The sequence below is a fragment of the Sphingomonas chlorellae genome, assembly GCF_056485145.1.
Genome location: NZ_JBQXXM010000001.1, coordinates 314,297 through 336,823, shown reverse-complemented (window position 1 = coordinate 336,823; position 22,527 = coordinate 314,297). Strand labels below are relative to the sequence as shown.

21 protein-coding genes and 1 tRNA gene are annotated in these 22,527 nt (G+C 66.9%); 14 read left to right on the top strand and 8 right to left on the bottom strand.

Annotated features, from left to right (window positions below):
• Positions 1–35: 35 nt before the first annotated feature.
• Entirely contained in the window at positions 36–713 is a 678-nt protein-coding gene (locus tag ACT3CF_RS01605; RefSeq protein ID WP_478419980.1) for an HAD family hydrolase, read from the bottom strand.
• A gap of 82 nt (positions 714–795) precedes the next feature.
• Here ACT3CF_RS01605 and ACT3CF_RS01600 point away from each other — a divergent pair, with 82 nt between their 5' ends.
• Genes ACT3CF_RS01600 through ACT3CF_RS01585 form a run of 4 tightly spaced genes read left to right on the top strand, consistent with a single transcriptional unit; the run spans position 796 to position 4,325 of the window.
• Complete coding sequence (locus tag ACT3CF_RS01600; RefSeq protein ID WP_478419979.1) at positions 796–1,905, top strand: ABC transporter permease; 1,110 nt, start codon at positions 796–798, stop codon at positions 1,903–1,905.
• Entirely contained in the window at positions 1,902–2,756 is an 855-nt protein-coding gene (locus ACT3CF_RS01595; RefSeq protein ID WP_478419978.1) for an ABC transporter ATP-binding protein, read from the top strand. The genes ACT3CF_RS01600 and ACT3CF_RS01595 overlap by 4 nt, the downstream gene beginning before the upstream one ends.
• 7 nt (positions 2,757–2,763) lie before the next feature.
• Positions 2,764–3,729, top strand: a complete 966-nt coding sequence (locus ACT3CF_RS01590; protein WP_478419977.1) for an MlaD family protein — start codon at positions 2,764–2,766, stop codon at positions 3,727–3,729.
• 8 nt (positions 3,730–3,737) lie between these two features.
• Positions 3,738–4,325, top strand: a complete 588-nt coding sequence (locus tag ACT3CF_RS01585; RefSeq protein WP_478419976.1) for an ABC-type transport auxiliary lipoprotein family protein — start codon at positions 3,738–3,740, stop codon at positions 4,323–4,325.
• A gap of 494 nt (positions 4,326–4,819) precedes the next feature.
• On the opposite strand, the gene ACT3CF_RS01580 is transcribed toward ACT3CF_RS01585, so the two are convergent.
• Positions 4,820–5,758, bottom strand: coding sequence for a peptidylprolyl isomerase (locus ACT3CF_RS01580; RefSeq protein WP_478419975.1), 939 nt, complete (start codon positions 5,756–5,758; stop codon positions 4,820–4,822).
• Between the two features lie 78 nt (positions 5,759–5,836).
• Between ACT3CF_RS01580 and ACT3CF_RS01575 the strand changes: the two genes are divergently transcribed.
• A tRNA-Ser gene (locus tag ACT3CF_RS01575) sits at positions 5,837–5,927 on the top strand.
• A gap of 135 nt (positions 5,928–6,062) precedes the next feature.
• Here ACT3CF_RS01575 and ACT3CF_RS01570 read toward each other — a convergent pair.
• The 3 genes from ACT3CF_RS01570 to ACT3CF_RS01560 all read right to left on the bottom strand — a co-directional run bounded on the left by ACT3CF_RS01570 (position 6,063) and on the right by ACT3CF_RS01560 (position 9,555).
• Entirely contained in the window at positions 6,063–7,112 is a 1,050-nt protein-coding gene (locus tag ACT3CF_RS01570; protein WP_478419974.1) for a hypothetical protein, read from the bottom strand.
• A gap of 6 nt (positions 7,113–7,118) precedes the next feature.
• On the bottom strand, positions 7,119–8,636 hold the full coding sequence (locus tag ACT3CF_RS01565; RefSeq protein WP_478419973.1) for a hypothetical protein: 1,518 nt from the start codon (positions 8,634–8,636) through the stop codon (positions 7,119–7,121).
• 115 nt (positions 8,637–8,751) lie between these two features.
• A complete protein-coding gene (locus tag ACT3CF_RS01560) occupies positions 8,752–9,555 on the bottom strand; it encodes a hypothetical protein (RefSeq protein ID WP_478419972.1) in 804 nt (267 codons plus the stop codon).
• Positions 9,556–9,800: 245 nt separating this feature from the next.
• Here ACT3CF_RS01560 and ACT3CF_RS01555 point away from each other — a divergent pair, with 245 nt between their 5' ends.
• The 9 genes from ACT3CF_RS01555 (at position 9,801) to ACT3CF_RS01515 (ending at position 19,991) form a co-directional block, all read left to right on the top strand.
• Entirely contained in the window at positions 9,801–10,154 is a 354-nt protein-coding gene (locus tag ACT3CF_RS01555; protein WP_478419971.1) for an ArsR/SmtB family transcription factor, read from the top strand.
• Positions 10,151–10,675, top strand: coding sequence for an arsenate reductase ArsC (locus tag ACT3CF_RS01550; protein ID WP_478419970.1), 525 nt, complete (start codon positions 10,151–10,153; stop codon positions 10,673–10,675). The genes ACT3CF_RS01555 and ACT3CF_RS01550 overlap by 4 nt, the downstream gene beginning before the upstream one ends.
• Positions 10,665–11,096 carry an arsenate reductase (glutaredoxin) gene (gene arsC / locus ACT3CF_RS01545; protein ID WP_478419969.1) on the top strand — a complete coding sequence of 144 codons (432 nt, stop codon included), beginning with the start codon at positions 10,665–10,667 and terminating at the stop codon, positions 11,094–11,096. The genes ACT3CF_RS01550 and arsC overlap by 11 nt, the downstream gene beginning before the upstream one ends.
• A complete protein-coding gene (arsB, locus tag ACT3CF_RS01540; RefSeq protein WP_478419968.1) occupies positions 11,093–12,184 on the top strand; it encodes an ACR3 family arsenite efflux transporter in 1,092 nt (363 codons plus the stop codon). Before arsC ends, arsB begins: the two co-directional genes overlap by 4 nt.
• Positions 12,185–12,210: 26 nt before the next feature.
• Positions 12,211–12,957 (top strand): arsenical resistance protein ArsH, encoded by a 747-nt coding sequence (gene arsH, locus ACT3CF_RS01535; protein ID WP_478419967.1) that lies wholly within the window; start codon positions 12,211–12,213, stop codon positions 12,955–12,957.
• Between the two features lie 371 nt (positions 12,958–13,328).
• A complete protein-coding gene (locus tag ACT3CF_RS01530) occupies positions 13,329–13,910 on the top strand; it encodes an RNA polymerase sigma factor (protein ID WP_478419966.1) in 582 nt (193 codons plus the stop codon).
• Positions 13,910–14,896 carry a FecR family protein gene (locus tag ACT3CF_RS01525; protein ID WP_478419965.1) on the top strand — a complete coding sequence of 329 codons (987 nt, stop codon included), beginning with the start codon at positions 13,910–13,912 and terminating at the stop codon, positions 14,894–14,896. The genes ACT3CF_RS01530 and ACT3CF_RS01525 overlap by 1 nt, the downstream gene beginning before the upstream one ends.
• A 77-nt stretch (positions 14,897–14,973) precedes the next feature.
• Positions 14,974–17,910 (top strand): TonB-dependent receptor domain-containing protein, encoded by a 2,937-nt coding sequence (locus ACT3CF_RS01520; protein ID WP_478419964.1) that lies wholly within the window; start codon positions 14,974–14,976, stop codon positions 17,908–17,910.
• Complete coding sequence (locus tag ACT3CF_RS01515; RefSeq protein ID WP_478419963.1) at positions 17,904–19,991, top strand: Atxe2 family lasso peptide isopeptidase; 2,088 nt, start codon at positions 17,904–17,906, stop codon at positions 19,989–19,991. The genes ACT3CF_RS01520 and ACT3CF_RS01515 overlap by 7 nt, the downstream gene beginning before the upstream one ends.
• Here ACT3CF_RS01515 and ACT3CF_RS01510 read toward each other — a convergent pair.
• Genes ACT3CF_RS01510 through ACT3CF_RS01500 form a run of 3 tightly spaced genes read right to left on the bottom strand, consistent with a single transcriptional unit; the run spans position 19,910 to position 22,514 of the window.
• Positions 19,910–21,658 (bottom strand): asparagine synthase-related protein, encoded by a 1,749-nt coding sequence (locus tag ACT3CF_RS01510; RefSeq protein WP_478419962.1) that lies wholly within the window; start codon positions 21,656–21,658, stop codon positions 19,910–19,912. The genes ACT3CF_RS01515 and ACT3CF_RS01510 overlap by 82 nt on opposite strands.
• On the bottom strand, positions 21,655–22,386 hold the full coding sequence (locus ACT3CF_RS01505) for a lasso peptide biosynthesis B2 protein (RefSeq protein WP_478419961.1): 732 nt from the start codon (positions 22,384–22,386) through the stop codon (positions 21,655–21,657). The genes ACT3CF_RS01510 and ACT3CF_RS01505 overlap by 4 nt, the downstream gene beginning before the upstream one ends.
• Complete coding sequence (locus ACT3CF_RS01500; RefSeq protein WP_478419960.1) at positions 22,383–22,514, bottom strand: benenodin family lasso peptide; 132 nt, start codon at positions 22,512–22,514, stop codon at positions 22,383–22,385. The genes ACT3CF_RS01505 and ACT3CF_RS01500 overlap by 4 nt, the downstream gene beginning before the upstream one ends.
• Between the last annotated feature and the right edge of the window lie 13 nt (positions 22,515–22,527).

The following is a 22,527-nucleotide window of genomic DNA, read 5'->3' as shown; positions in this document are numbered from 1 at the left end:
CCGGGCGCCCATGCCCGCGCGGGCCTGCGGTCAGCCTATGCGTTGCGCCAGTCGAGCAGCGGCCAGCCCCGCCGCCGCGCCAGCGCCGCCAGCGGCCCGTGCGCGTTCACCGCGAATGCCTCGTCGGCCCATTCGAGCAGCGGCGCATCCGAAACATGGTCCGAATAGGCGCGCACATGCACGTCGCCGCGCGCCAGCCCCTGCGCCGCCAGCCATTTTTCGACCATGCGGAGCTTTGCGGGGCCGTAACAGTTATCCCCGTCGATCAGGGGAAGGACATGACCAGCATCGTTGCGCCGCGCCTGCGTGGCGATCACATCGTCGAAGCCCAGCCGCCTGGCGATCCCGGCGGCGTAATAACCGTGCGAGGCGGTCGCCATCACCAGCCGATAGCCCGCGGCACGATCGGCGGCGATGCGTTCGCGCGCGCCCTCCAGCACGCCGTGCTCGGCCTCGTGCGCGGCAAAGCTCTCCGCCACACGCTCGATCTCTGCCGGGGAGAGCGCGCCGCCCAGCAACAGTCGCTGCGCGGCCTGCTTAAGCTGGCCGCGGCTGCGCAGCCGCAACGCATATCCGCCCGCAACCAGGCCCACCAGCGGCATCAGTGCGAGTCGCCACGGCGCCCGCCGACGCGCGGCATGCACCAGGAAGCGCGTCCAGGTGGGCGTCGCGGTGATCGTCTTGTCCATGTCATAGATGGCGAGGTGCTGCATTGCGCCATCTAGGACGGTTGCACGGCGGCGCAACAGCGCAGTACCTTGCCGCGCGCGCACAAATGCCCGAAAGGTGGCGATGATGAGGGGCAGCGCAAATTTCGAACGCATCGACGATGAAGGCGGCGTCACGCTGCGCTTCAGCGGCAATCTGTCGCTTGCCTGCCTGGCTGACCTGCCCGAACAGCTGCGGTCCGAGGACGGAGCGATCACACGGCTCGATGTCGGTGCGGTCGACCGGATCGACACCGTCGGCGCCTGGATTCTCCACCGTTTCGCGCGCGACCACGATGCCGAGATCGTCGGCCTCGGCACCGACGAGCGCCACTTGCTCGAACAGGTCGCCGCCGCCGAACAACCGATCGAACTGCCGCCGCGGCCCGCCGACCCGTTCACGCGGATGCTCGGCGACATCGGCGCGGCGGTCATCACCGCGGGCCAGACCTTTGTCGGCCTGCTCGGGTTCATGGGCGCCACGGTCGCCGCCTTCTGGAACGTCCTGCGTCACCCCGGCCGCTTCCGCTTCAACGCGACGGTGCAGCGGTTCGAGGTGGTCGGCGTTTCGGCGCTCGGCATCATCGGGCTGATGAGCTTTCTCATCGGCATCGTCATCGCGCAGCAGGGCGCGGTTCAGCTTCGCCAGTTCGGCGCAGAAATCTACACGATCAACCTGCTCGGCCGCATCACGCTGCGTGAACTCGGCATCCTGATGACCGCGATCATGGTCGCGGGGCGATCGGGATCGGCCTTTGCCGCGCAGATCGGCACGATGAAGCTTACCGAGGAAATCGACGCGATGCGCACGATCGGCGTGTCGCCGATGGAGGCACTCGTCGTGCCGCGCACGCTCGCGGTGGTGCTGATGCTGCCGCTGCTCGGCTTCTATTCGTCGCTGGTAGCGATCATGGGCGGCGGGCTGCTCTGCTGGATCAGCCTCGGCATCCCGCCGGTCAGCTTCATCCAGCGACTGCACGAGGTGGTGCCGCTCACCGATCTGTGGGTCGGGCTGGTCAAGGCGCCGGTGTTCGGTGTCATCATCGCGCTCGCCGGCTGCTTCCAGGGGATGCAGGTCAAGTCCGACGCCGAACAGGTCGGCCATCGCACCACCACCGCAGTCGTGCAGGCGATCTTCCTCGTCATCGTACTCGATGCCTTCTTCGCAGTGTTCTTCAGCGAGGTGGGCTGGATATGACGGCGACCGGAACGGCCCCTGAAACGCCCCCGGAAACGGTTGTCGACGCGGCGCGTAGACCCGACGACGATGTGCTGATCCGCGTGCGCGGGCTGCGCAACGGCTTCGGCGAACAGATCGTGCATGACGGGCTCGACCTCGACGTGCGCCGGGGCGAGATCCTCGGCGTGGTCGGCGGCTCGGGCACCGGCAAGTCGGTGCTGATGCGCTCGATCATCGGGTTGCAGATGCCGCTCGCGGGCGAGATCGAGGTGTTCGGCGAGGATACCGTCGGCAAGCTCGCGACCGAGGCGGTCGAGGTGCGCAAGCGCTGGGGCGTGCTGTTCCAGGGCGGCGCGCTGTTCTCGACGCTCACCGTCGCCGAAAATGTTCAGGTGCCGATCAAGGAATTCTATCCCGGTATCGACCCGGTGCTGCTCGAGGAAATTGCCGCCTACAAGGTGGTGATGACCGGCCTGCCCCCCAATGCCGGTCCCAAATACCCGGCCGAGCTGTCGGGCGGCATGCGCAAGCGTGCCGGTCTGGCGCGCGCGCTCGCACTCGATCCCGAACTGCTGTTCCTCGACGAGCCCACCGCCGGGCTCGACCCGATCGGCGCGGCGGCGTTCGACGAACTAATCGCGTCGCTGCAAAAGACGCTTGGGCTCACCGTGTTCCTGATCACGCACGATCTCGACACGCTCTATGCGATTTGCGACCGCGTCGCGGTGCTCGCCGACCGGCGCGTGATCGCGGTGGGAACGATCGACGAGCTGCTCGCTTCGGATCACCCATGGATCCAGGAATATTTCAACGGACCGCGCGGACGCGCCGCGGTCAGCACCGCGCACGCCGCGCAACCGCGAAAATGAGGCCCTGATGGAAACCCGATCCAACCATGTGCTCGTGGGCGCCGTCGTGCTGATCCTGCTCGGCGTGCTTGCGCTGTTCATCGTATGGCTCGCGCGGCTGGGCGGCGGCAACGAGCGCGAATACGACATTTTCTACAAACAGTCGGTCGACGGACTCAATCCCGGCTCGGCGGTCACCTTCTCCGGCGTCCCCTCGGGCCAGGTCAAGGAAATCGCCTTCTGGCAGCCCGATCCCAGCCTGGTGCGCGTCCGCATCACCGTGAAGCCCGAAGTGCCGATCCTCGAAGGTACCACCGCCTCGATCCAGGGCAGCTTCACCGGCCCCAGCACGGTCCAGCTCGACGGCGCGATGAAGGGGGCGCCGCCGATCCTGTGCCCGGCGGAAAATCCGCGCGCGGCCTGCCCGCTCGGCGTGCCCGTCATCCCCACCAAGCAGGGCGGGCTCGGCGCGCTGCTCAGTTCGGCGCCGAAGCTGCTCGAACGGCTGACGACGCTTACCGAACGCCTCGGCGACCTGCTCGACGACCGCAACCGCAATTCGATCGCGGGCATCCTCGCCAACACCAACCGGCTGACCAAGGCGCTCGCCGATCGCGGCCCCGAAATAGCCGCCACGCTCGCCGAGACGCGCGTGACGATTCAGAAGGCAGGCGTCGCCGCCGAACAGATCGGCCAGCTTGCCCAGAGCACCAATGGCGTCGTCCAGGAGGATCTGCGCCCGACGATCGCCAATCTCAACCGCACGATTACCGCGGCGCGCAGCAGCATGGAAACGCTCGACGCCGCGATCGGCGATGCGCGACCCGGGCTCCAGGCCTTCTCCAAAAAGACGATTCCGGAGGTCGGCCAACTCGTCCAGGATCTGCGCGACATGTCGCAGGCGCTGTCCTCGGTCGCCGAAAAGATCGATCGCAACGGCGCCGGCGGGCTGATCGGCGGGCCGCGCCTGCCCGACTACAAACCCAGGAAGTGAGAGGCCCGATGAACAAGCTTGCTCTGCTCGCGCCGATGGCGGCGCTCGCGCTCGGCGGGTGCATCTCGCTGGGCGCCAAGCCGCCCAAGTCGCTGCTCACGCTCACCAGTGCCACCAGCGTGCCCGTCGGCCAGCCGCAAAGCTCGGCCAAGGCGGAAACGATCACCATCGCCGTCCCCTGGGTACCCCAGGAGCTGGCGACGGGGCGCATCCCCGTCCATTCGGGCGCGGTCGCCGTCGCCTATGTCAAGGACGCGCAATGGGTCGAACAGCCGTCGCGGCTATTCGCGCGGATGCTCGCCGATACCGTCACCGCCCGCACCGGCCGCGTCGTGCTCAGCAACCGCCAGTCGCAGATCGACCCCGGCGCCCAGCTCACCGGCGAGTTGCGCCGCTTCGGCGTCGATGCTGAAACGAGCGAGGCGGTCGTCACCTTCGACGCCGCGCTGATGCGCGGGCCCGAGGCGGTTTTCGAAAAGCAGCGGTTCGAAGCACGGGTCAAGGTCGCGCGGATCGACGCCACCTCGGTCGGCGCCGCGCTCGGCACCGCCGCCAATCAGGTCGCGGTCCAGATCGCCGACTGGGTCGGCCGCTGATCGAGACAGGGGCGGCCATTCGGTCCGCCCCCGTCCCCCGCCGCCCTCTGAAGCCTCGTCGCCATCCACCGCATCCGCACCGCAGGGCTGTCGCCGCATCGCTGATCCCTACGCGCTGCACAGAGCTACCGGCTCGCGACCTAGGCTGAGCACGTCGGCCCGCATGCGGCCTCCCGACCTGGGCTCCGCCGTCCATCGCCCGAGCTACAGGACGTTCGTCGCGGCGGCGATCCCGGCCTCGGCTGCCCCTCGGTGCGCCGCAGCCGAGTGCGGACACCGCCCCCGGCCCCGCCGTTCGCTGTGTTCGGCGTAATCGCGGGAATCGACGCTTCGTGGGCCACCGCGCCGCCGCCACGCTCGCAGCCAGGAGTGCCGACCCGGTCGGCTACCTCAGGGTGCGGGGCACGGCCCGCGCCGACCGCCGCCCGCCGACCGCCCGCCCTGCCCGCAAGACCGACAGCTCTGCCCCCGCGCGAGGCGTCAGCCCCGACGGTTCAGGACGGCATCCGCCGCACCGGCGGCAGCGCGTTGCAGATGTCGGTGCCGCCCGCCGGCACGGTGAAGAAGGGCGGCTTGCGGTTCTCGCGCTCACGCAGCCAGCTCAGGAACGCGGGCGTATCGGTCGCGCGCACCTGGAAATGCGGGCGTTCGTCCTCGGGCAACTGGCTCGCCAGCCGCGCCGACAGGATGGGGGTGCGCTCGCCGGGGGTTTCATACACACCCATCGCGCCGGTACCGCGCGGCAGGCTCGACAGCCATTGCACCCCCTCGATCACGCGGCCCACGACGGCGATGTTGCGGTCGAGATGGCGCGGCGAATGGCCGATCACCGTGTAGAGTTCGGCGCCGCTGCCCGTGCTCGGTGCCATGTCGCGCGCGACACCCACCATGCCATAGCAATGCGGCAGCCAGCTCGCATTGCCGTCGCCGGCCACCGCCCAGCCGTCGGCAGTATAGCCGACGCGCGCGGCATAGGGGTCGGGCCGCGTAAGCGGGTTCGATGCCACGATGCCCCGCGTCTCATATTCGGCGGGCGGGTTGGCGATCACCATCGGCGGCAACGGCTTGCGCTCAGTTGCGTCGCCCCATTGCGCGACATAATTGTCCTGGACGCGATAGACGCTGGTGCCATCCCACCAACGCGCGTCGGCGAACTTGCGGATATTGGCGATGTGCGCCGGGGCAAAGCGCGGTGCGAGCCGGATCACCACCTGTCGACCGCCGCGCAGCGTAAACACCAGGATCTCGTCGTCGGGGATTGTGCGCCAGTCGGCATCGACATCGGCCGCCGGCGCGCCCGCGGCAGGTGCGGGCGCCGCCTGCCCCGGCAAGCCACCGCGCGCGATGACGGCATCGGTGACAAACGGCGCGGCAAGCGCAGCGAGGGCAAGCGCGGACGCCGCGGCGGCGCGCAGGAGCATGCAAGCGGTCATGTCCGCCAGCTTGGCATGCCCGACCCGGCTTGCCTAGCCCGCCGACACAGGGTAGGGCAGCGCGCTTCCAGCGCATGCGGAGCGGTGGCCGAGTGGTCGAAGGCGCTCGCCTGGAAAGTGAGTATACGGCAAAACCGTATCGAGGGTTCGAATCCCTCCCGCTCCGCCAAGACCCTTTGATTTTCCTAGATAATTTTCCTCATCAGATCCCTCCAACCCGGTTTGCAACCCGGTTTCGGTCGTGGACGTGAGCGGTCAACCGTGGACAAATCGGGTCGAATGGAGCCAATGAGCGCCTTAAGCGTCACTTCGCATTCGGCTTGCGGTAGCTGTCGAAGATGTCTTTTTCGCTTGCGAGCTTGACGTGCCTTGCGTCGATTTCATCTGCCATCGAGGCGTTGGGCACGTTCCCCGCATGTAGCGAGAAATAGGTTTCCCAGAACGGATCGGCCTCAACGATGCGATTAAACGTTACCGTTCCGGGCTTCGCTCCAGTGGCCACTCGAAGGGCCGATACGGTGTTGTGAAGAAGGATCGAGAGCAGCTGCAATTCGCAAAGCACCTTCTCGAGGGACCATGACACGCTGACCTTCTCCGTGAGGAAGTGCAGCTTGGATGCCTGCCTGGTCGCGTTCTTGAGCGGCCTTGCCACGTCAAAAAAGCTGGCGTCGCGCGAGAAACCGACCATCTGCATCGCCTCCGGCGGGGCGGGGACGCCCGGCGTTTCTTGGATGCCCACCGCCAGGCCGAACCTGCCATGCGACGCCCGGAGCCCGTGCTTGATGCTGTTGTATTCCCAGCGGTGCTGCTCACTCGCATATTCATGCAACATGCCCCGGAAGGCACGCGCGAGCCGTTCGACGATGGCGTCCCGGTCCTCCCACCCAGAGCAAAGATGGATGCCGTTGAACAGATTCACCAAAGTGAACGGGGCGTCGTTCAAGCGATTATACTTCGGGCGTTCCTCCCGCAGCAGATAGCCCGCGATCGCGGCCGCATCTTCGGATTTGCACTTCAGGAAATATGCATGCGCGGCCGAGGGGGCTTGGATCAACGCGCCTAGCATCATCACCAATGTCTCCATCCCGTGATGCCAGAGCAACCTCGAGAGGGAGGAAACGTCTTTGCGGTCCTGGTCGTCGTCGCTTTCCTGCTCGGCTGGCGCATCGTCGGGGCCGCCGGTGCCACCGATGATGTTGTGTGCAGTACGATAGTATAGCTCGGCATCCACCCGCTCGAGGAAATGGACATTGTCCCCGGACACGCCGTGCCCCCAGACCATGTACGGTTTCTCGACGACACAGAACGGCACTGACGTCATCCCAAGCTCCAGTGATTTTTCGCCGCCGGCCATCAATCGCTATGCCGCCTGCTGCAGCCGATAGGGATCGCCGATCCCGATGCGATCCGCTTCTTCGAGGAGGAAATGCAAAGCCTCGCCGCACTCCTCGGCGGAATCGTAACCTTCGGCATAGCGCGCTACGAGCCTGTTCCACGCGCGCTCCCGATTGCCCGCGCTACGCTCCAGATAATCGTTGAACAGCGCCCGGCAGTTCACCGCTGCATTGTGGTGGTCCCAATAGGAGCGAACCAACGGAGCCAGCGCAAAATTCTCGTCCGCACGCGCCGCAGCGCGCTCCCAATCGATCTCATGCGGCTGGTTCGGCGCAGCCGTTAGCACCGTGACCATGTCGCCGATCTGAAGCAGAGCGTCGGCGTCCGAGTATCGCGGCTTGCGCTGCTTCAGGCCAGGAAGAATTGTGGCGCAATCCATGCACACGAGCAGGATCTGGTGACGGTCAATAAATGCGTCTGTGGCCGAAGGCCCCACGTCATCCCAGCTCTCCGCCACGATGAACTCGGTGTGCCGGAACAGCTTGCCCGCCCAGCGACGGTTCCGATTGCGTGACCGACGAAGAATCTGAGCCTTGCTGCGTTCGCAGGCCGGACAGCGCCAATCGTTGCCTGAGGCGCGCCACAGCTCCGGTGCCCCGCCGCCGTCATAGTCCGCGACCTCCTGCGGCGTCGGGGCTTCAACCTTGATGGACCGCTTCCTGGCACTCGTCGAAGCGGCGGCCCCGTCCCGCGCAACCGAGCGCATCTCGAAGCTGGACAGATCGCGGGAGACGAGGCGATAAAGCTCCCTGTTCTGTCGAGCGAACCAGTTGTGCAGGTGGCGGAGCATTCCCACCGAACTCAGGCCGCCCGCAGGGGTCAGGTTCCCTGTCTCACAGGCGAGCGCGCCGGCGACGAGCATCGCGAATATCTGATCGACGAGTGCAAGGCGCCCGTCGAAGTCGGCCAATGCGGCATCGTGGATCGCCCGTGCGGCGCCGAGCTCAACGACATGCTCGCCGTTCGCGACCGGCCGCACAAATGACCGGATTTCGCTCGGGCGGAAGCTGAAATCGGGATGGGCATGAGCGATGCCGCGCTTCGCAGCGGCATCCGCGTTGTTGCACTCCTGGCAAACGAACGTCGGTTCGAACCGGGCCACGAGGCGGCTGGCGAGCTTCTCAACATGCTGGGTACCTTCCGGGACCTTGCCGATCCAGTCCGAGCCGAACCGAGCCTGCAGCAACGCCTTGAAGCGGTCAGTGAGGTGATCGTGATGCTCGACGAGCCGTCCCAGCAACACGCCATTGTCAAGAAGGCGAAAAATCTGCGGTTTCCGCCGCCCGCATCCCGGGCATTGCCAGTTTGACGAAGTCGAGGTCCAATTCTCGTCGAGGTCGAGCAGCTTGGTCCCGAACCGGGCAAGCGCGGCCTTGGTCGAGGCCGACCAGGAGCCATCGCGTTCGATATAGAGGCGCTCCAGCTCGTCATCCGAGCAGCTTTGCAGCATCGGAAGCCGGAGCTCCGCTTCGAACCAGTCCATGGGTACGCCCAACCTCCGAAGAACCAACAGCGTGAAGTTCGCTCAATGTTCTCCGAGACCATCGTCGCGCGTCAAGTACGGACGTGCCCGCCTGGCGGAAGGCACGTCCGAATACTCAGAGAGCGAAGCTCCCGCGATCGGCGAAGCCGGCGGGGCGCACATCCAGCGCCGCCGCTTCGGCGAGACGGTGCTTGCGGCAGCGGAAGGACCAACGCTGGGTGCTGTCGGAAGAAACCTGGAGCCAAGCACCATTGCGCCGCTCAAGCCATCCCGAAGCAAACAGCTCACCGGCATGGAAGCCAGCATTGGCGGCCGGCACGATCCGCTCCGCGTCCGGGGACGGCCAAAGCGCGACATGGACCGATATCTCGTCCCAGCCAGCATCCCAAAGCGACGCGATGGCGGGGATGTCGCCGATCGCGAAGCGATACACATGGGCCTCCTTGTGCTCGTGGCGCTCGCTATTGGCGCCCGGCCAGCGGTTGTCGCCCGGACGAAGCGAGAAGAACCGGCGTGCAAGTCCCTCGTTGATGCCCGCCACCATGGCGTTGCGCCACGCGCGTCGACGGGTTGACTTGGAATAGTCCACCTCATGGTACTTGGACGAGGTGGTCTTGAGTACATGCGTACCATGATCGAGCCCGAGCCAGTCGAATAGCATGTGCTGATCCTGGTGCGCAGGCGGCTCGCCGCGCAGCTCCGCGCGTCGAGCGAGGAAGGCAGCTTCGTCAAGGAGAACGAAGTCGGGGTCGTCGGGGTCAGTCTCGCGAACCGCGGCGAGCAGAGAGGCATGCGTGCGAAAACCGCAGGAAGCCGCCAGCGCCTCGGTCAGGTGAGAGGACTTATCTTCAGGGAAGCGCGAGACTAGCGCGCGCTTGACGGCCCGCAGGCCATCGTCGGTCAGGGAAATGGAGGCCACAGATCAATCCTTCGTATCTGGGTCGATGTCCGCCGATTACGCACCGACCAATACGAACGGTCGATCTGTCGATTGAAGTGTCAGCTTTGACCCGGCGGCAGGTCTGGCGAGACGGCCACTGCTATTTATGAGGGCCGGAGCATCAACTTTCAAGATGGACCAATTGATCTGGACAGAGCCGATAAAATTCCATATTTCCTCTTTTGTCGAAATATGGAATCATGATCCATGCTCGGATACGAATCATGGAACTGAAGAACGCCGTCGCCGCCTTGTCTGCGCTTGCCCATGACGGTCGCCTCTCCGCGTTCCGGCTGCTTGTGCAGGCCGGCCCCGAAGGAGTGGCGGCGGGCGAGATCGCTCGTCGCCTCGACGTGCCGGCGAACACGTTGTCGTCCAACCTCAATATCCTGTCGAATGCCGCGTTGATCGAAAGCCGACGCGAGGGCCGTTCGATCATCTACACCGCACGCTATTCGAACATGACGGAGCTGCTGGAGTTCCTGATGCAGGACTGCTGCGCCGGCTCGCCCGAAATCTGCGCGCCGCTCGCCGATCTGGCGCTGCGCAGCCGCTGCAGTCCGGAGGAATGCGCATGAGCGAGCACACCTACAATGTCCTGTTTCTGTGCACGGGCAACTCGGCGCGTTCGATCCTGGCCGAGAGCCTTCTGAACAAGCTCGGCGAGGGGCGCTTTCGAGCCTTTTCCGCGGGCAGCTTCCCCAAGGGGCAGGTGCATCCGGTGGCGCTCGAAATCCTCTCCTCGATGGGCTTCCCGACCGATGGCCTGCGCTCGAAGAGCTGGGAAGAGTTCGCAACGCCGGGCGCGCCCGACATCGATTTCATCTTCACCGTATGCGACAACGCCGCGGGCGAGACCTGTCCGGTCTGGCCGGGCCACCCGATGACGGCGCACTGGGGCATCGAAGATCCGGCCGCTGCCGACGAGGGACACCAGCGCGAGGCGTTCCTGAAGGCGCTGCACTATCTGCGCAATCGCATCTCGCTGTTCCTCGCGCTGCCGCACGAGAGCCATGACCGCATGGCGCTCGCGGGCAAGCTTCGCGAGATCGGCCGCAGCGAAGGCGCAACAAGAAAGGCGAGCATCGATGGCGACTGACATAATCATCTACCACAACCCGGAATGCGGCACCTCGCGCAACACGCTCGCGATGATCCGCAATGCCGGCATCGAGCCGCATGTCATCGAATATTTGAAGACCCCGCCCTCGCGGACCATGCTCGAGCGGTTGATCGAACGGGCGGGACTGACGCCGCGCGAGCTCCTGCGCGAGAAGGGCACGCCCTATGCCGAGCTCGGGCTCAGCGACGAGGCGCTGTCCGATGAAGCGCTGATCGACGCGATGATGGCGCATCCGATCCTGATCAACCGGCCGCTCGTCGTCAGCCCGATGGGCGTCCGGCTGTGCCGTCCTTCCGAGGCCGTGCTCGACATCCTGCCGTCGGCGCAGCTGGGTGCCTTCGCCAAGGAGGACGGCGAACAGGTGATCGACATCGCGGGCAACCGGGTCTCGGCATGAGCAACGGGATTGCAGTCGATCACCCGGCCCAAGCGTCAGCGCGACCCGGCATCGGATTCTTCGAGCGCTACCTGACGCTCTGGGTCACGCTGTGCATCGTTGCCGGCATCGCGCTGGGGACCTGGGTGCCCGGCGTCTTCGCCGCGATCGCCTCGGCCGAGGTCGCTCGCGTCAATCTGGTCGTCGCCGTGCTGATCTGGCTGATGATCGTGCCGATGCTGCTGAAGATCGACTTCGGCGCGCTCGGCTCGGTCCGGCAGCACTGGAAGGGGATCGGCGTCACCCTGTTCATCAACTGGGCGGTCAAGCCTTTCTCTATGGCGCTACTCGGCACGCTGTTCATCGGCTGGCTGTTCGCCCCGCTTCTGCCATCAGGCGAGATCTCGTCGTACATCGCCGGGCTGATCCTGCTGGCTGCGGCTCCCTGCACGGCGATGGTGTTCGTCTGGTCGAACCTGTGCGACGGCGAACCCAACTACACGCTGAGCCAGGTAGCGCTCAACGACCTGATCATGGTGTTCGCGTTTGCTCCGCTCGTCGGCCTCCTGCTCGGCGTCGCCTCGGTTACCGTGCCGTGGGACACACTGCTGCTCTCGGTCGTACTCTATATTGTCCTGCCGGTGATCGCGGCGCAGGTGATCAGGCGGACGTTGCTCGCGAGCGGAGGCCAACCGGCGCTCGACCGACTGCTCAAGGCGCTCGGCCCGATCTCGCTGTCGGCTTTGCTCACGACGCTGGTGCTGCTGTTCGGCTTCCAAGGCGAACAGATCCTGGCCAAGCCCCTGGTGATCCTGCTGCTTGCTGTGCCGATCCTCATCCAGGTCTATTTCAACGCCGGGCTCGCCTATTGGCTCAGCAAGCGCCTGGGCGTGGCCTGGTGCGTCGCGGCGCCGGCCGCGCTGATCGGCGCCTCCAACTTCTTTGAGCTGGCCGTCGCCGCTGCGATCAGCCTGTTCGGGCTGAACTCGGGCGCGGCGCTCGCCACGGTCGTCGGCGTGCTGGTCGAGGTGCCGGTGATGCTCTCGGTCGTGTCGATCGTGAAACGGACGCGCGGCTGGTACGAACAAGGCCGCGAAGCGGCCGCCTGACCTCCCCATATACCCGGATTGCCATCATGCCGTTGCGCGTTCTCACCGACCCCAATCACCTGCCCCAGCTCGATCCGCGTTTCGCCTACGAACGCCCAGCAGCCGGGCTCGGAGCGAGCGTTCCACCGCCGCGCATCCTCCTTCTCTACGGAAGCCTGCGCGAACGCTCCTATTCGCGGCTGGCGGTCGAGGAAGCAGCGCGGCTGCTCGGCTTCTTCGGCGCTGAGACGCGCATCTTCGATCCTTCGACGCTGCCGCTGCCCGATCAGGTCGCCGGTGACGATCATCCCGCCGTCCATGAGCTGCGTGAGCACGCGATGTGGTCGGAAGGCATGGTCTGGTGCAGCCCCGAGCGGCACGGCCAGATCACCGGCATCATGAAGGCGCAGATCGACCATCTCCCGCTCGAGATGAAAGGCATGCGCCCGACGCAGGGACGCACGCTCGCCGTCATGCAGGTCTCTGGCGGGTCGCAGTCGTTCAATGCCGTCAATACCCTGCGCCTGTTGGGCCGCTGGATGCGGATGTTCACGATTCCCAATCAGTCGAGCGTCGCAAAGGCGTTCCAAGAGTTTGACGAGAACGGGCGAATGAAGCCGTCGGGTTACTATGACCGGATCGTCGACGTGATGGAGGAGCTGGTGCGCTTCACGGTGCTGCTGCGCCCGCACGCCGATCAGCTCGTAGACCGCTATTCCGAGCGCAAGTCCGCAGGCGTCGTCATCGATCCCTCGAAAGATCTTTCAAGCATCGCCGTCTGCCAGCGGTGCTAGTTTTCTTGGCCGGCTCTCTCTCCCGAAGAGCGGCGACCTGGGGCCGCTCGGGCGGGCTGCAAATTGTGGCCTGACGCAAGCAGGTTGCGTATCTTTTCTGTGACATTACTCTGACCGCGCGCCACGAGGGTGGCGCCGAGGCGTGAGAACCTCGCTTGAGAGTCGAGACCCGCACCCATGCGGCCGGGTGGCCGATGCGCATGTCCAAGCTGCTTGCGGCCAAAGGCATCGGCGCATGTCTCAAGCATGTTCTCAACACCCGGCTTCTGCCCGCGAGCGCTCACGATTGTGGGTCAGACGGGCATGGTCGACGGTTTCGACGTTAGCGCATCCGGTCTTCCGAAGGCGGTGGCATTCGGGAGGACTGGCCGATGCGGGTGATCGGCGGCTTCCTCAAAGCAGTCACCGTTCCGCGTATCGCGGAGGGCGATCCGCTTCCGCCCGAGGATCGCCTCGTTCGGCCGACACTTGCCCTCGATGACCTCTACCGCGTGCACGGTCCGCGGCTGCTCCGTTTCTTCGCCCGCCGCGCCGACCGCCAGGACGCTTCCGACCTCGTCCATGAAAGTTTCATACGCTTCGCGAGCTCGGAGGCATGTCGGGACCAGACGGTCGAGTGCCCCGAGGCCTATCTCAATCAGATCGCGACCAACCTCCTGCGCGACCGCGCCAAGTCCGCGCTTCAGCGATCGCTGTCGAACCATGTCCCCGCCGATGAGGTGCCGCTCGCCGGAACCGACCTGGTTGCTGCGCTGGAAGCGCGCGACCGGCTCAATCGTCTGCAGAACGCATTGATGCGGCTCAAGCCGAAGACACGTGACATATTCCTTGCCCACCGCCTTGATGGCTTGAGCTACAAGCAGATCGCGGAGCGATACGGCTTGAGCACCAAGGGCGTTGAGTGGCACATGACGAAAGCGATTGATCATCTGGATCGAGCCCTGAGGCGCTGATGGAGGGTCGGACAACGGCATCCAGCGCACCCGAGGCGGTGCGAGAGCAGGCGATTGCCTGGCTCGCCAGGTTGCGCTCGGAGCCGACCGACATCGATCGTGCCGACTTCGAGCGTTGGTATATCGCGGATCCACAGCATGCCGACGTCTATGAGGCTGTGCTCACGACTTGGGATGAGACAGCCTTGGTCGGCCGGGTCCCGGCGGCGCGGAATCGGCATACCGGACGGCGCCATTCCCAAGTCAAAGTCGCAAGCGTCGCGGCGGCGGTGCTGCTCCTGTTGGTGGCGGGCAGCTTCGCCTTGACCCACTATGCGTGGCGCGGCCCTGCGCCCGAGACGCTGCTTGCCAGCCGCGTTGGGCAGATCCGCACGATCGTGCTCGACGACGGCTCGCGGGTTACGCTCGACACCGACAGCATCGTGCACGTGAACTTCGACGACGATCAGCGCCGACTCGAACTACAGCGCGGACGTGCGCGGTTCGAGGTCGCTCACGACGCGCGGCGACCGTTCATCGTGGCCGCCGGCGCCAGCGAGGTCGTCGCACATGGGACCGTTTTCGACATCGACCTGCGCCAGCCGCGCGCTCTCGTGTCGCTCCTGCAGGGGTCGGTCGAAGTCCGGCCGACCTCCAAGGCCCCTGATGTGCGCCGCCCGCCAACGATCCTGCGGCCGGGACAGCAATTCGCGCTCGACGGCACCGCCGCGATGGCGCAGCCCGCAGCGATCAGATCGTCCGAAACCCGCTGGCCAACCGGCATGCTCTCGTTCGAGGATGCACGCCTGGCAGAGGTCGTGGCCTCGGCCAACCGCTACAGCCAGACCCGGATCGTGATCGGCGATCCTGCGACGGAGGATCGCCGGTTCACGGGTACGTTCAAGGCCGGCGACTCCAAGCAGCTTGCCGACATGGTCGGATCGATGTTCGACCTGCGGGTCGAGCGCGATGCCGAGGACAATCTCGTGCTCGCCTCGCGCAAATAAATTCCCAGGGTTATCGCAGGCGGCCGCGTCGAAGTCCCCCAAGCAGCGCCACGAAGGCGCGCGAGGGGGAAACGCGAATGTCGATTGTTCCGAAGACCGCACTTGCTCTGTCCGCGTCCGTCGCGGCGATTATCCTGCCTGTAGCCCCTGCCGCCGCTCAGGAGCAGCGGCAAAGCTACAGCCTTCCGGCCCAGCCGCTGGCCCAGTCGCTGCGGGAGGTCTCGCTGCAATCAGGGCGGAACATCGTCGCCCCGGCCGAGATCCTTCGCGGGAAGACGGCGCCTGCGGTGCGCGGGAGCTACACGCTCGAGGAAGTGGTCGATGCGCTGCTGGCCGGCTCCGGCCTGGTCGTAAGGCGCGTCGGTGACGGGCTGCTCATCGACCGCAGGCAAACCAGCCTGAACGATGGCGCAGCGGAAGGCCCGGGAAGCGACGACATCGTCGTCACCGGAACCCGCATCCGCGGCGCGGCGCCGACCGGCTCGAACGTCGTCGCCATCGACCGCAAGGAGATCGAACGCAGCGGCTATGCGACGACGCAGCAGATCCTCGCCGCCGTTCCGCAGAACTTCTCCGGCGGCGCGAACGAAGGCACGGTCGGCTTCTCGGTGCGCAACAACAGCAGCACCAATTTCGGCTTCGGCTCGGGCATCAACCTGCGCGGGCTCGGCACGACATCGACCCTAACCCTGATCGACAGCAACCGCCCGGCGCTCGGGGGAGGATCGGGCACCTTCGCCGATCTCACCCTGATCCCGTCGAGCATAATCGAACGCATCGAGATTCTCGCCGACGGCGCCTCGGCGATCTACGGGTCGGACGCGGTCGCAGGCGTGGTCAATGTCAGGCTGCGCCGCGAGCTCGACGGCGCGGAGACGCGGCTACGCTACGGCTTCGCCGATGGTCTCGACGAGGTACAGGCCAGCCAGCTCGCCGGCTTCCACTGGACCGGCGGCCGGTTCATCGCCGGCTATGAATATTATCGCCGGGGCCGGCTGAACTCGGCGGACCGCGCCTATGCGACCGAGGACCTGCGCGCCTTCGGCGGGCCGGACTACCGGCAGGACTATGCCAATCCGGGGACAATCATCGCCGCGAACGGGCAGGTCTTCGGCATCCCCACGGGCCAGAGCGGGAGGGGCCTCACGGCGGGCGACCTCATCCCAGGCGTCGCCAATCTCGCCGACGGGCGCCGCGACACCGACCTGCTGCCGGCGCTGAAACGGCATTCGGCCTACGCCGCGCTCGAACAGGAGCTCGGAGACACCTTCCGTTTCAGGGCGCAGGGTTTCTTCGCCGACCGGCGCTCCTCCGCCCGCTATTTTCCCAGCAACTATGGCGGGGTCGTTGTCACCTCGGCCAACCCCTTCTACGTCGACCCGCTCGGCACGGGCGAGCCGGTGACGGTGCATTACGACTTCCGGCCCGACCTCAGTCCGCCGACGCTCGACGCGCATGTCACGAACTGGGCGGGCGCCGCCTCGCTCAGCGCCGCGTTCGGCCGCTGGAACGCCGAGCTCCACGGAACCTATGGCGAGCAGCGCGAGCGCCAGGTCACACGGAACGTGCCCAACTACTACCGGCTTGCGCTGGCGCTCGCCGACACCGATCCGGCGACCGCCTATAATCTGTTCGGCGACGGCTCGGTCACCAATCCCGCCACGATCGAGAAGGTGCGCGGCGGCTTCGTCCAGGCCGGCCATTCCCGGCAATGGTCGACGAGCCTCAAGCTCGACGGGCCGCTGTTCGCGCTGCCGGCAGGCGACGTCCGCATGGCGGTCGGGGGCGAATACCGCCACGAATGGTATGGCTATTCCTCGGCCGACGACGAGTTCACGCCGGGTCCGGTGGACGCGGGGTCGGCGGGCTTTCCGCTCGGGCGCTCAGTGGTCGCCGGCTATGCCGAGCTGCTGGCGCCGCTGGTCGGCCCGGATCAGCAGGTGCCCGGCATCGATCGGCTCGACCTGTCGATCGCCGGCCGGATCGAACGCTACAGCGACTTCGGCACCACCGCCAATCCGCGGTTCGGCCTCAGCTGGAAGCCGCTTCCCGCGCTCACGCTACGCGGCACCTTCGGCACCTCCTTCCGCGCGCCGACCTTCAGCGACATCCGCCATGGGCCCGGCCTCAATCAGATCATCCCGTTGCCGCTGCCCGACCCCGCCTCGCCGACAGGCGCAACCAACGTGCTCGCGCTGTTCGGCAACCGGCCGGACATTGGACCCGAGAAGGCGCGGACCTGGACTGCGGGCTTCGATTTCCGGCGGCCGAGCGTGCCGGGCCTCTCGATCAGCGCCACCTGGTTCGACATCGCCTATCGCGACCGCATCAGCAACGTCGCCTCCGAGCTCTTCTCGTTCCTGTCTCAGCGCAGCCGTTTCCAGTCGCTGATCACCGACAACCCCGCCGCGGCGACGGTCGCCGCGCTCTATGCCGACCCGACCTTCGTCAATCCCTACGGCATCCCGGCCTCGGCCGTGGCGGTGCTGGTCGACGCCCGCAACGCCAACCTGTCGCGCACGACCGAGCGCGGACTCGATTTCGACATCGGCTACCGCGGGGGCGACGAGAGCCGCGGCTTCGAGCTGGGGGTGAGCGGCACCTGGCTGGTCAGCCTCAAGCAGAAGCTCACCGCCACCGCCGAGAGCGCCGACGTCGTGTCGACGATCGGCAATCCCGTCGATCTGCGCCTGCGCGCCCGCGCCTCGGCGACGCGCGGCCGGGCGACCCTCGCCGCCTATCTCAACTATGTCGACGGCTATCTCAACAACGGCGTCACCCCGGCCGAACCGGTGCACAGCTGGACCACGCTCGATCTCCAGCTCGGCTATCGGCTCGGCGGCGAGAGCGGGCCGCTGCGCGGCGTCAGCCTCTCGCTCAGCGTGACCAACCTGTTCGATCGTGCGCCGCCCTACGTCAACAACCGCACCGCCTTTTCGGCCTCGGGATTCGATCCCGAAAATGCGAGCCCGCTCGGGCGCATGGTCGCCTTCCAGCTGGTCAAGTCATGGTGAGACGCTGGATTGCGCCCCTGGCGCTCCTGCTTGGCGTGCCCGGCATCGCCCATGGCCAGATGCCGACGATGCGGGATCTGATCGAGCTTACCGATCTTTCGAGCGTGGCCATCTCCCCCGACGGCAGGCTCGTGGCCTTCCGCGAGGAAAGCGCCTCGATCGAGCGCAACGACCACACCCTTACTTGGTTCGTCGCGCCGGTCGATGGCAGCACGCCGCCGCGACGCCTCGCCGACGCCGGCGAGGGCAACTGGCTCAACGGAACGCTGCTGTCCGAGCCGCCGATCTGGTCGGCGGACTCGCGCTTCCTCCTCTATCGCGCCGTGATCGACGGCGAGGTGCAGATATGGCGGGCGGCGGCCGACGGCTCGAACGTCCAGCGGATGACGCAGGAGGCGGGCAACGTTATCGATCTTGCCGCCGGGGCCGACCGCCGCTCGATTCTCTTCCGCGTCGGCGCCGCGCGTACGGAGGTGGTCCGGGCCGAGCAGCGCGAATATGACGAAGGCGTGTTGATCGACGCGAGCGTCGATCCCTCGCGACCGCTTTATCGCGGGGGCCGCATCGACGGGCGACAGGCGACCGAGCGGCTCAAGGGGCCGTGGTTCGGCCATGGCGGACTGCTCGCCGATCTTCCACCGCGTATACGGGTGCTGGATATTGCGAGCGGTACGGTCCGCGATGCGAGCGAGGCCGAGGCGGCCGGGCTGGCGCCGCCCACGCAGTTCTTCGACAGGCTCGACGGGCGCTTTCTGATCGCGCGCGCGGCGGCGGGCGATGCGCGCGGCACTGCCTATGTGCTGTCCTCCGGGATGACCCACGCCCTGCTCGTGGCGCGTGGCGCGGGACTGGCCGACGCGATCCTTTGCCAGGCTCCGGCCTGCACCGGGCAGCGCATCCGGTCGGTCACCTGGCAGGCAGGCGCCGACCGCGTCGTGTTCGAAACGCGCGACGGCAACGGCAACTCAAACCTTTTTCGCTGGGATGTCGGATCGGGAACCGTTGCCGTGCTCGCGAGCGGACAGGGCCTGCTCAATGGCGGGCGCGACGAGTCGGAAGGCTGCGCGATCGGCGCGCGCACCATGGTCTGCGTCGCTGCCGCAGCCGACGCGCCGCCGCGGCTCATCGCCATCGATCTCGACGCCGGGCACATGCGTACGCTGGCCGAACCCAATCATGCGCTCGCCGACCCGGACATCCGTTTCCGCCCGCTCGAATGGCGCGACACCGCTGGGCGCCGCTTCACCGGCCAGCTGCTGCTGCCGGCGGGCGCGGTTGGGCCTGTACCCCTGTTCGCCACCTATTATTCGTGCAGCGGTTATCTGCGCGGCGGGCTCGGCGACGAATTCCCGCTGCGCGAACTGGCGCGCCACGGCATCGCGACGCTCTGCATCAACCGCTACCCTGCGCCGGACGGCAACGGGAAAAATACCGATGCCTATCGGATCGCCCAATCGGGTATCTCTGCCGTAATCGCAATCCTCGCTGGGCAGGCCATCGTCGATCCAGCCAAGGTCGGCATGGGCGGGGTCAGCTTCGGAGGTGAGTCCACCATCTGGATCGCGATGCATTCGCGCCTTCTCGCCGCCACCTCGATTGCCAATGTGCTGCTGACGCCAACCTACTATTGGTTCAATGCGGTGGCGGGTCGGGATGTCCCTGAGACACTCCGCACTGGCTGGGGCATCGGTAATCCTGACCGTGATCGTAGTGGCTGGCGGACTCTTTCTCCATCGTTCAACGTCGAGAAGATCCGGGCGCCACTGCTGATGCAGTTGCCCGAACAGGAATACCGTCCCAATGTCGAGCTGCTGGCGCGTCTTCAACGCGCACGCACGCCGGTCGAGCTGTGGGCCTTTCCCGACGAGGTCCATATCAAATGGCAGCCGCGCCACCAGCTCGCGGCCAATGCGCGCAACCTCGACTGGTTCCGCTTCTGGCTTCGCGGCGAGATCGATCCCGACCCGGCTAAGGCGGAGCAATATCGCCGCTGGGAAGGCTATCGCCGATCGGCCGCCGGTGCGGGCTCGAGCCAGCCGCGCACCCAGGCTTCCGCGTCGATGACCGGCAGCAGGCGGTAGAAACGCTGGTCGCGTGGCCCGACCGGGCGGCGCAGGAAGGCCGCCACCGCGGGACGGTCGAGCAGGCCGGCGCGGGCGAGATGGCCTTCGAGCAGGAACGGTTCGAGCCGCGTCCGGTTGGCCTCGAAGTTGCGGATGCAATAGGCATCCATGCCGCCCTTCGACCGGCGATCAAGCACCTTTGCCGGCAGCACGTCGCGGAACGCCTGCCGCGCGACGGCGCGGTCGCGACCGCCCGCGATCCACAGCCAGGTCGGCACGCGGAAGCAGGCTTCCATCACAGGCTGACTGAGCAGCGGAAAGAGCGAGGGCGCGACGGCATGCCGGGCATAGCCGTCGAGATGGGCGAACGCGGCGATCACCGCGCGGATATGACTCCTGCGTCCTGGAAGCGCATCGTCCGGCTCGTCAAGCCAGGGATGAGGATCGGGTTCATCGGGCAGTTGGTCGCGCGCCAGGAATGCATCGTTGTTCGGCCACACACGATGGATCGGCGGGCGGTGCGCCTGGCGCCACGCCATCGAACCCGCAGTCCACAGATTGGTGTCGTGGATCTCGGTGATGTCCCGAACCGCGCGCAGGAAGCGGCGCCCCAAACCGAAGGCGCGCAGCGCGTCGGCGGCGGGCGCGGCCGAGGCCGGCGAACAGAAGACGCAATCCCCGCCCGTACCGCTGACGAAGGCATCGACGCGCCCCTCGCTGGCGATGGCGGCGAGCAGCTGATCTGCCGGGCGCAGGATGGCAGGAATGCCCGGCCGCGCAGTGCGCATCGCCACCGGCACGGTCAGGTCGACGTCGCTCGCGACGGCCTGTTCCGCCAGCGCGAGCCCGGTGCGCTCGGCGGTGGCGCGGGCATAGGTCCGCTCGTCCCCCTCGCTGCCCGGCGTGACCAGATTGATGGCGGAGGCAGGCGCGCCCGAGGCCGCGAGCGCCGCCGCCAGCACCGACGAATCGAGTCCGCCCGAGAGTTCGAGCAGGACCGAGCGGCGACCGCGCACCAGCCCCGCCACGGCCAGCTCGATGCTCTGGCGGACGGCGCGGCCCGCCTCGGCCGGGTCGACCAGCTCGCGCCCCGCCGTGGCAAAGGTCCAGGGAGTCCAGACGCTGAGGCGCTGAACGCCGGCAGCGGTGAAGCAGTTGGCGTCGCCGGCGAAGAGCTCGTCGATTCCGGCGAGACCGGTCGCGCCGGGCCGGAGATGCGGGAAGGCCAGATGATGCGCGACGAAATGCCAGTCGATCGCGGCCGGCTGCTGCGCGAGCGCCAGCAGCCATTCGGGCGTCGACGAGATCAGGGTCACACCATCCGCGGTCGTCCGAAATGCCGGCACGCCGCCGGAAGGCGCGCGGACGACCGTCGTCGCCGCCTTGGCGGCGTCATGCAGGAAGGCTACGTAATCGCCCCAGCAACCCGCAACGAGATGCCGGTCATGGGCCGGCGGCGTCTCGAAAGCTTCCATGCCCGGTTTGGAGGAGAGGATCGTGCCGATCGCGATCCCACGGTCGCCCCAGGACCGCTGTCGGCATCCCGGTGCGGCGAGGACGATCAGGCTCCCGCTTTCGAACAGGCGGTCGAGCGAGAAATCGACGCTCGCGCGGTCGGCGAGCCGGGTCGCGGCGGCGGGATCGGCGCCTGGAGCGACGATCGCCAGATAGGCGTCGTGACTCATATCGCGAGAATCGGCCGGAAGCGGCTTGCGTGGTCGAGCGCATCGGTCAGCACGGTATCGCCGTCCTGCACCCAGCAATGGGCGGTGAAGGGAAAGGCCTCTACGCCGAACACCAGCCGCGGGGCGTGGCCGCGGCGCATGACGAACCACAGGAACGCGATCGAATCGGGCAGGCAGAGCGGACGCAGCGGCAGCAACCGGCGCAGCCGGGCGAAGCGCTGGGCCAAGACGCCGAGTTCGGGTCCGTTCGCGGGCGATCGGTTGCGCGTGCGGCAAGCCGCGATGCGGTCGAGCACCGTTTTGAGCGGCCGCGCGCGCAGCACGATCCGCGCGGCGAAAGCGAGCAGCGCGACCTCGCCGATCGCCATCCAGTCCATGCGCGACGGACCGTCGGGCTGTTCGAGCATGCTGAGCGAGGGGGGCGGCAGCCGGCACTCCGGAGGGCCGGCGCGGTCGGGACTCATGCCCGCGGGCACCACAAACCCGAGCGCCAGCAGACGCGCCACGCTTCGCTCGTCCACCTGGTCGGTCGCGCCGGTCCGCAGCGCCTCCAGCGCTGCACCGGCGTCGGCGCCGAGCTGCCAGTAACGATCTGCGGTCACGTCGAGGATGATCGTGCGGCCTTCGAAGCCCACGAAGCCGATCCCGTCGCGGATCCGATGATGCGCCATGATGCGGGATGGAGCGGGCGCGTCGCAGGCGCGCCGCGTCCGCTCCGCCGGGGTCATTCGGCTTCGATGCCGAGCGGCTGGGCGATGACGCCGAATTCCGACAGGAATCCCGGCCGGCCCTTGGTCTCGGTGCTCGCCGCGCCGAGATCGATCAGCTCGTCATGCTCTTCATGCTGACGTTCCATGATGCACACTCCT

Coding starts and splice junctions, on each gene's coding strand:
- ACT3CF_RS01580 (WP_478419975.1), bottom strand. CDS start 5,758: ATGACCGCTTGCATGCTCCTGCGCGCCGCCGCGGCGTCCGCGCTTGCC.
- ACT3CF_RS01510 (WP_478419962.1), bottom strand. CDS start 21,658: ATGAGTCACGACGCCTATCTGGCGATCGTCGCTCCAGGCGCCGATCCC.
- ACT3CF_RS01515 (WP_478419963.1), top strand. CDS start 17,904: ATGGTGAGACGCTGGATTGCGCCCCTGGCGCTCCTGCTTGGCGTGCCC.
- ACT3CF_RS01520 (WP_478419964.1), top strand. CDS start 14,974: ATGTCGATTGTTCCGAAGACCGCACTTGCTCTGTCCGCGTCCGTCGCG.
- ACT3CF_RS01555 (WP_478419971.1), top strand. CDS start 9,801: ATGGAACTGAAGAACGCCGTCGCCGCCTTGTCTGCGCTTGCCCATGAC.
- ACT3CF_RS01500 (WP_478419960.1), bottom strand. CDS start 22,514: ATGGAACGTCAGCATGAAGAGCATGACGAGCTGATCGATCTCGGCGCG.
- arsB (WP_478419968.1), top strand. CDS start 11,093: ATGAGCAACGGGATTGCAGTCGATCACCCGGCCCAAGCGTCAGCGCGA.
- ACT3CF_RS01525 (WP_478419965.1), top strand. CDS start 13,910: ATGGAGGGTCGGACAACGGCATCCAGCGCACCCGAGGCGGTGCGAGAG.
- ACT3CF_RS01590 (WP_478419977.1), top strand. CDS start 2,764: ATGGAAACCCGATCCAACCATGTGCTCGTGGGCGCCGTCGTGCTGATC.
- ACT3CF_RS01570 (WP_478419974.1), bottom strand. CDS start 7,112: ATGGCCGGCGGCGAAAAATCACTGGAGCTTGGGATGACGTCAGTGCCG.
- ACT3CF_RS01550 (WP_478419970.1), top strand. CDS start 10,151: ATGAGCGAGCACACCTACAATGTCCTGTTTCTGTGCACGGGCAACTCG.
- arsH (WP_478419967.1), top strand. CDS start 12,211: ATGCCGTTGCGCGTTCTCACCGACCCCAATCACCTGCCCCAGCTCGAT.
- ACT3CF_RS01595 (WP_478419978.1), top strand. CDS start 1,902: ATGACGGCGACCGGAACGGCCCCTGAAACGCCCCCGGAAACGGTTGTC.
- arsC (WP_478419969.1), top strand. CDS start 10,665: ATGGCGACTGACATAATCATCTACCACAACCCGGAATGCGGCACCTCG.
- ACT3CF_RS01565 (WP_478419973.1), bottom strand. CDS start 8,636: ATGGACTGGTTCGAAGCGGAGCTCCGGCTTCCGATGCTGCAAAGCTGC.
- ACT3CF_RS01505 (WP_478419961.1), bottom strand. CDS start 22,386: ATGACCCCGGCGGAGCGGACGCGGCGCGCCTGCGACGCGCCCGCTCCA.
- ACT3CF_RS01605 (WP_478419980.1), bottom strand. CDS start 713: ATGCAGCACCTCGCCATCTATGACATGGACAAGACGATCACCGCGACG.
- ACT3CF_RS01530 (WP_478419966.1), top strand. CDS start 13,329: ATGCGGGTGATCGGCGGCTTCCTCAAAGCAGTCACCGTTCCGCGTATC.
- ACT3CF_RS01600 (WP_478419979.1), top strand. CDS start 796: ATGAGGGGCAGCGCAAATTTCGAACGCATCGACGATGAAGGCGGCGTC.
- ACT3CF_RS01585 (WP_478419976.1), top strand. CDS start 3,738: ATGAACAAGCTTGCTCTGCTCGCGCCGATGGCGGCGCTCGCGCTCGGC.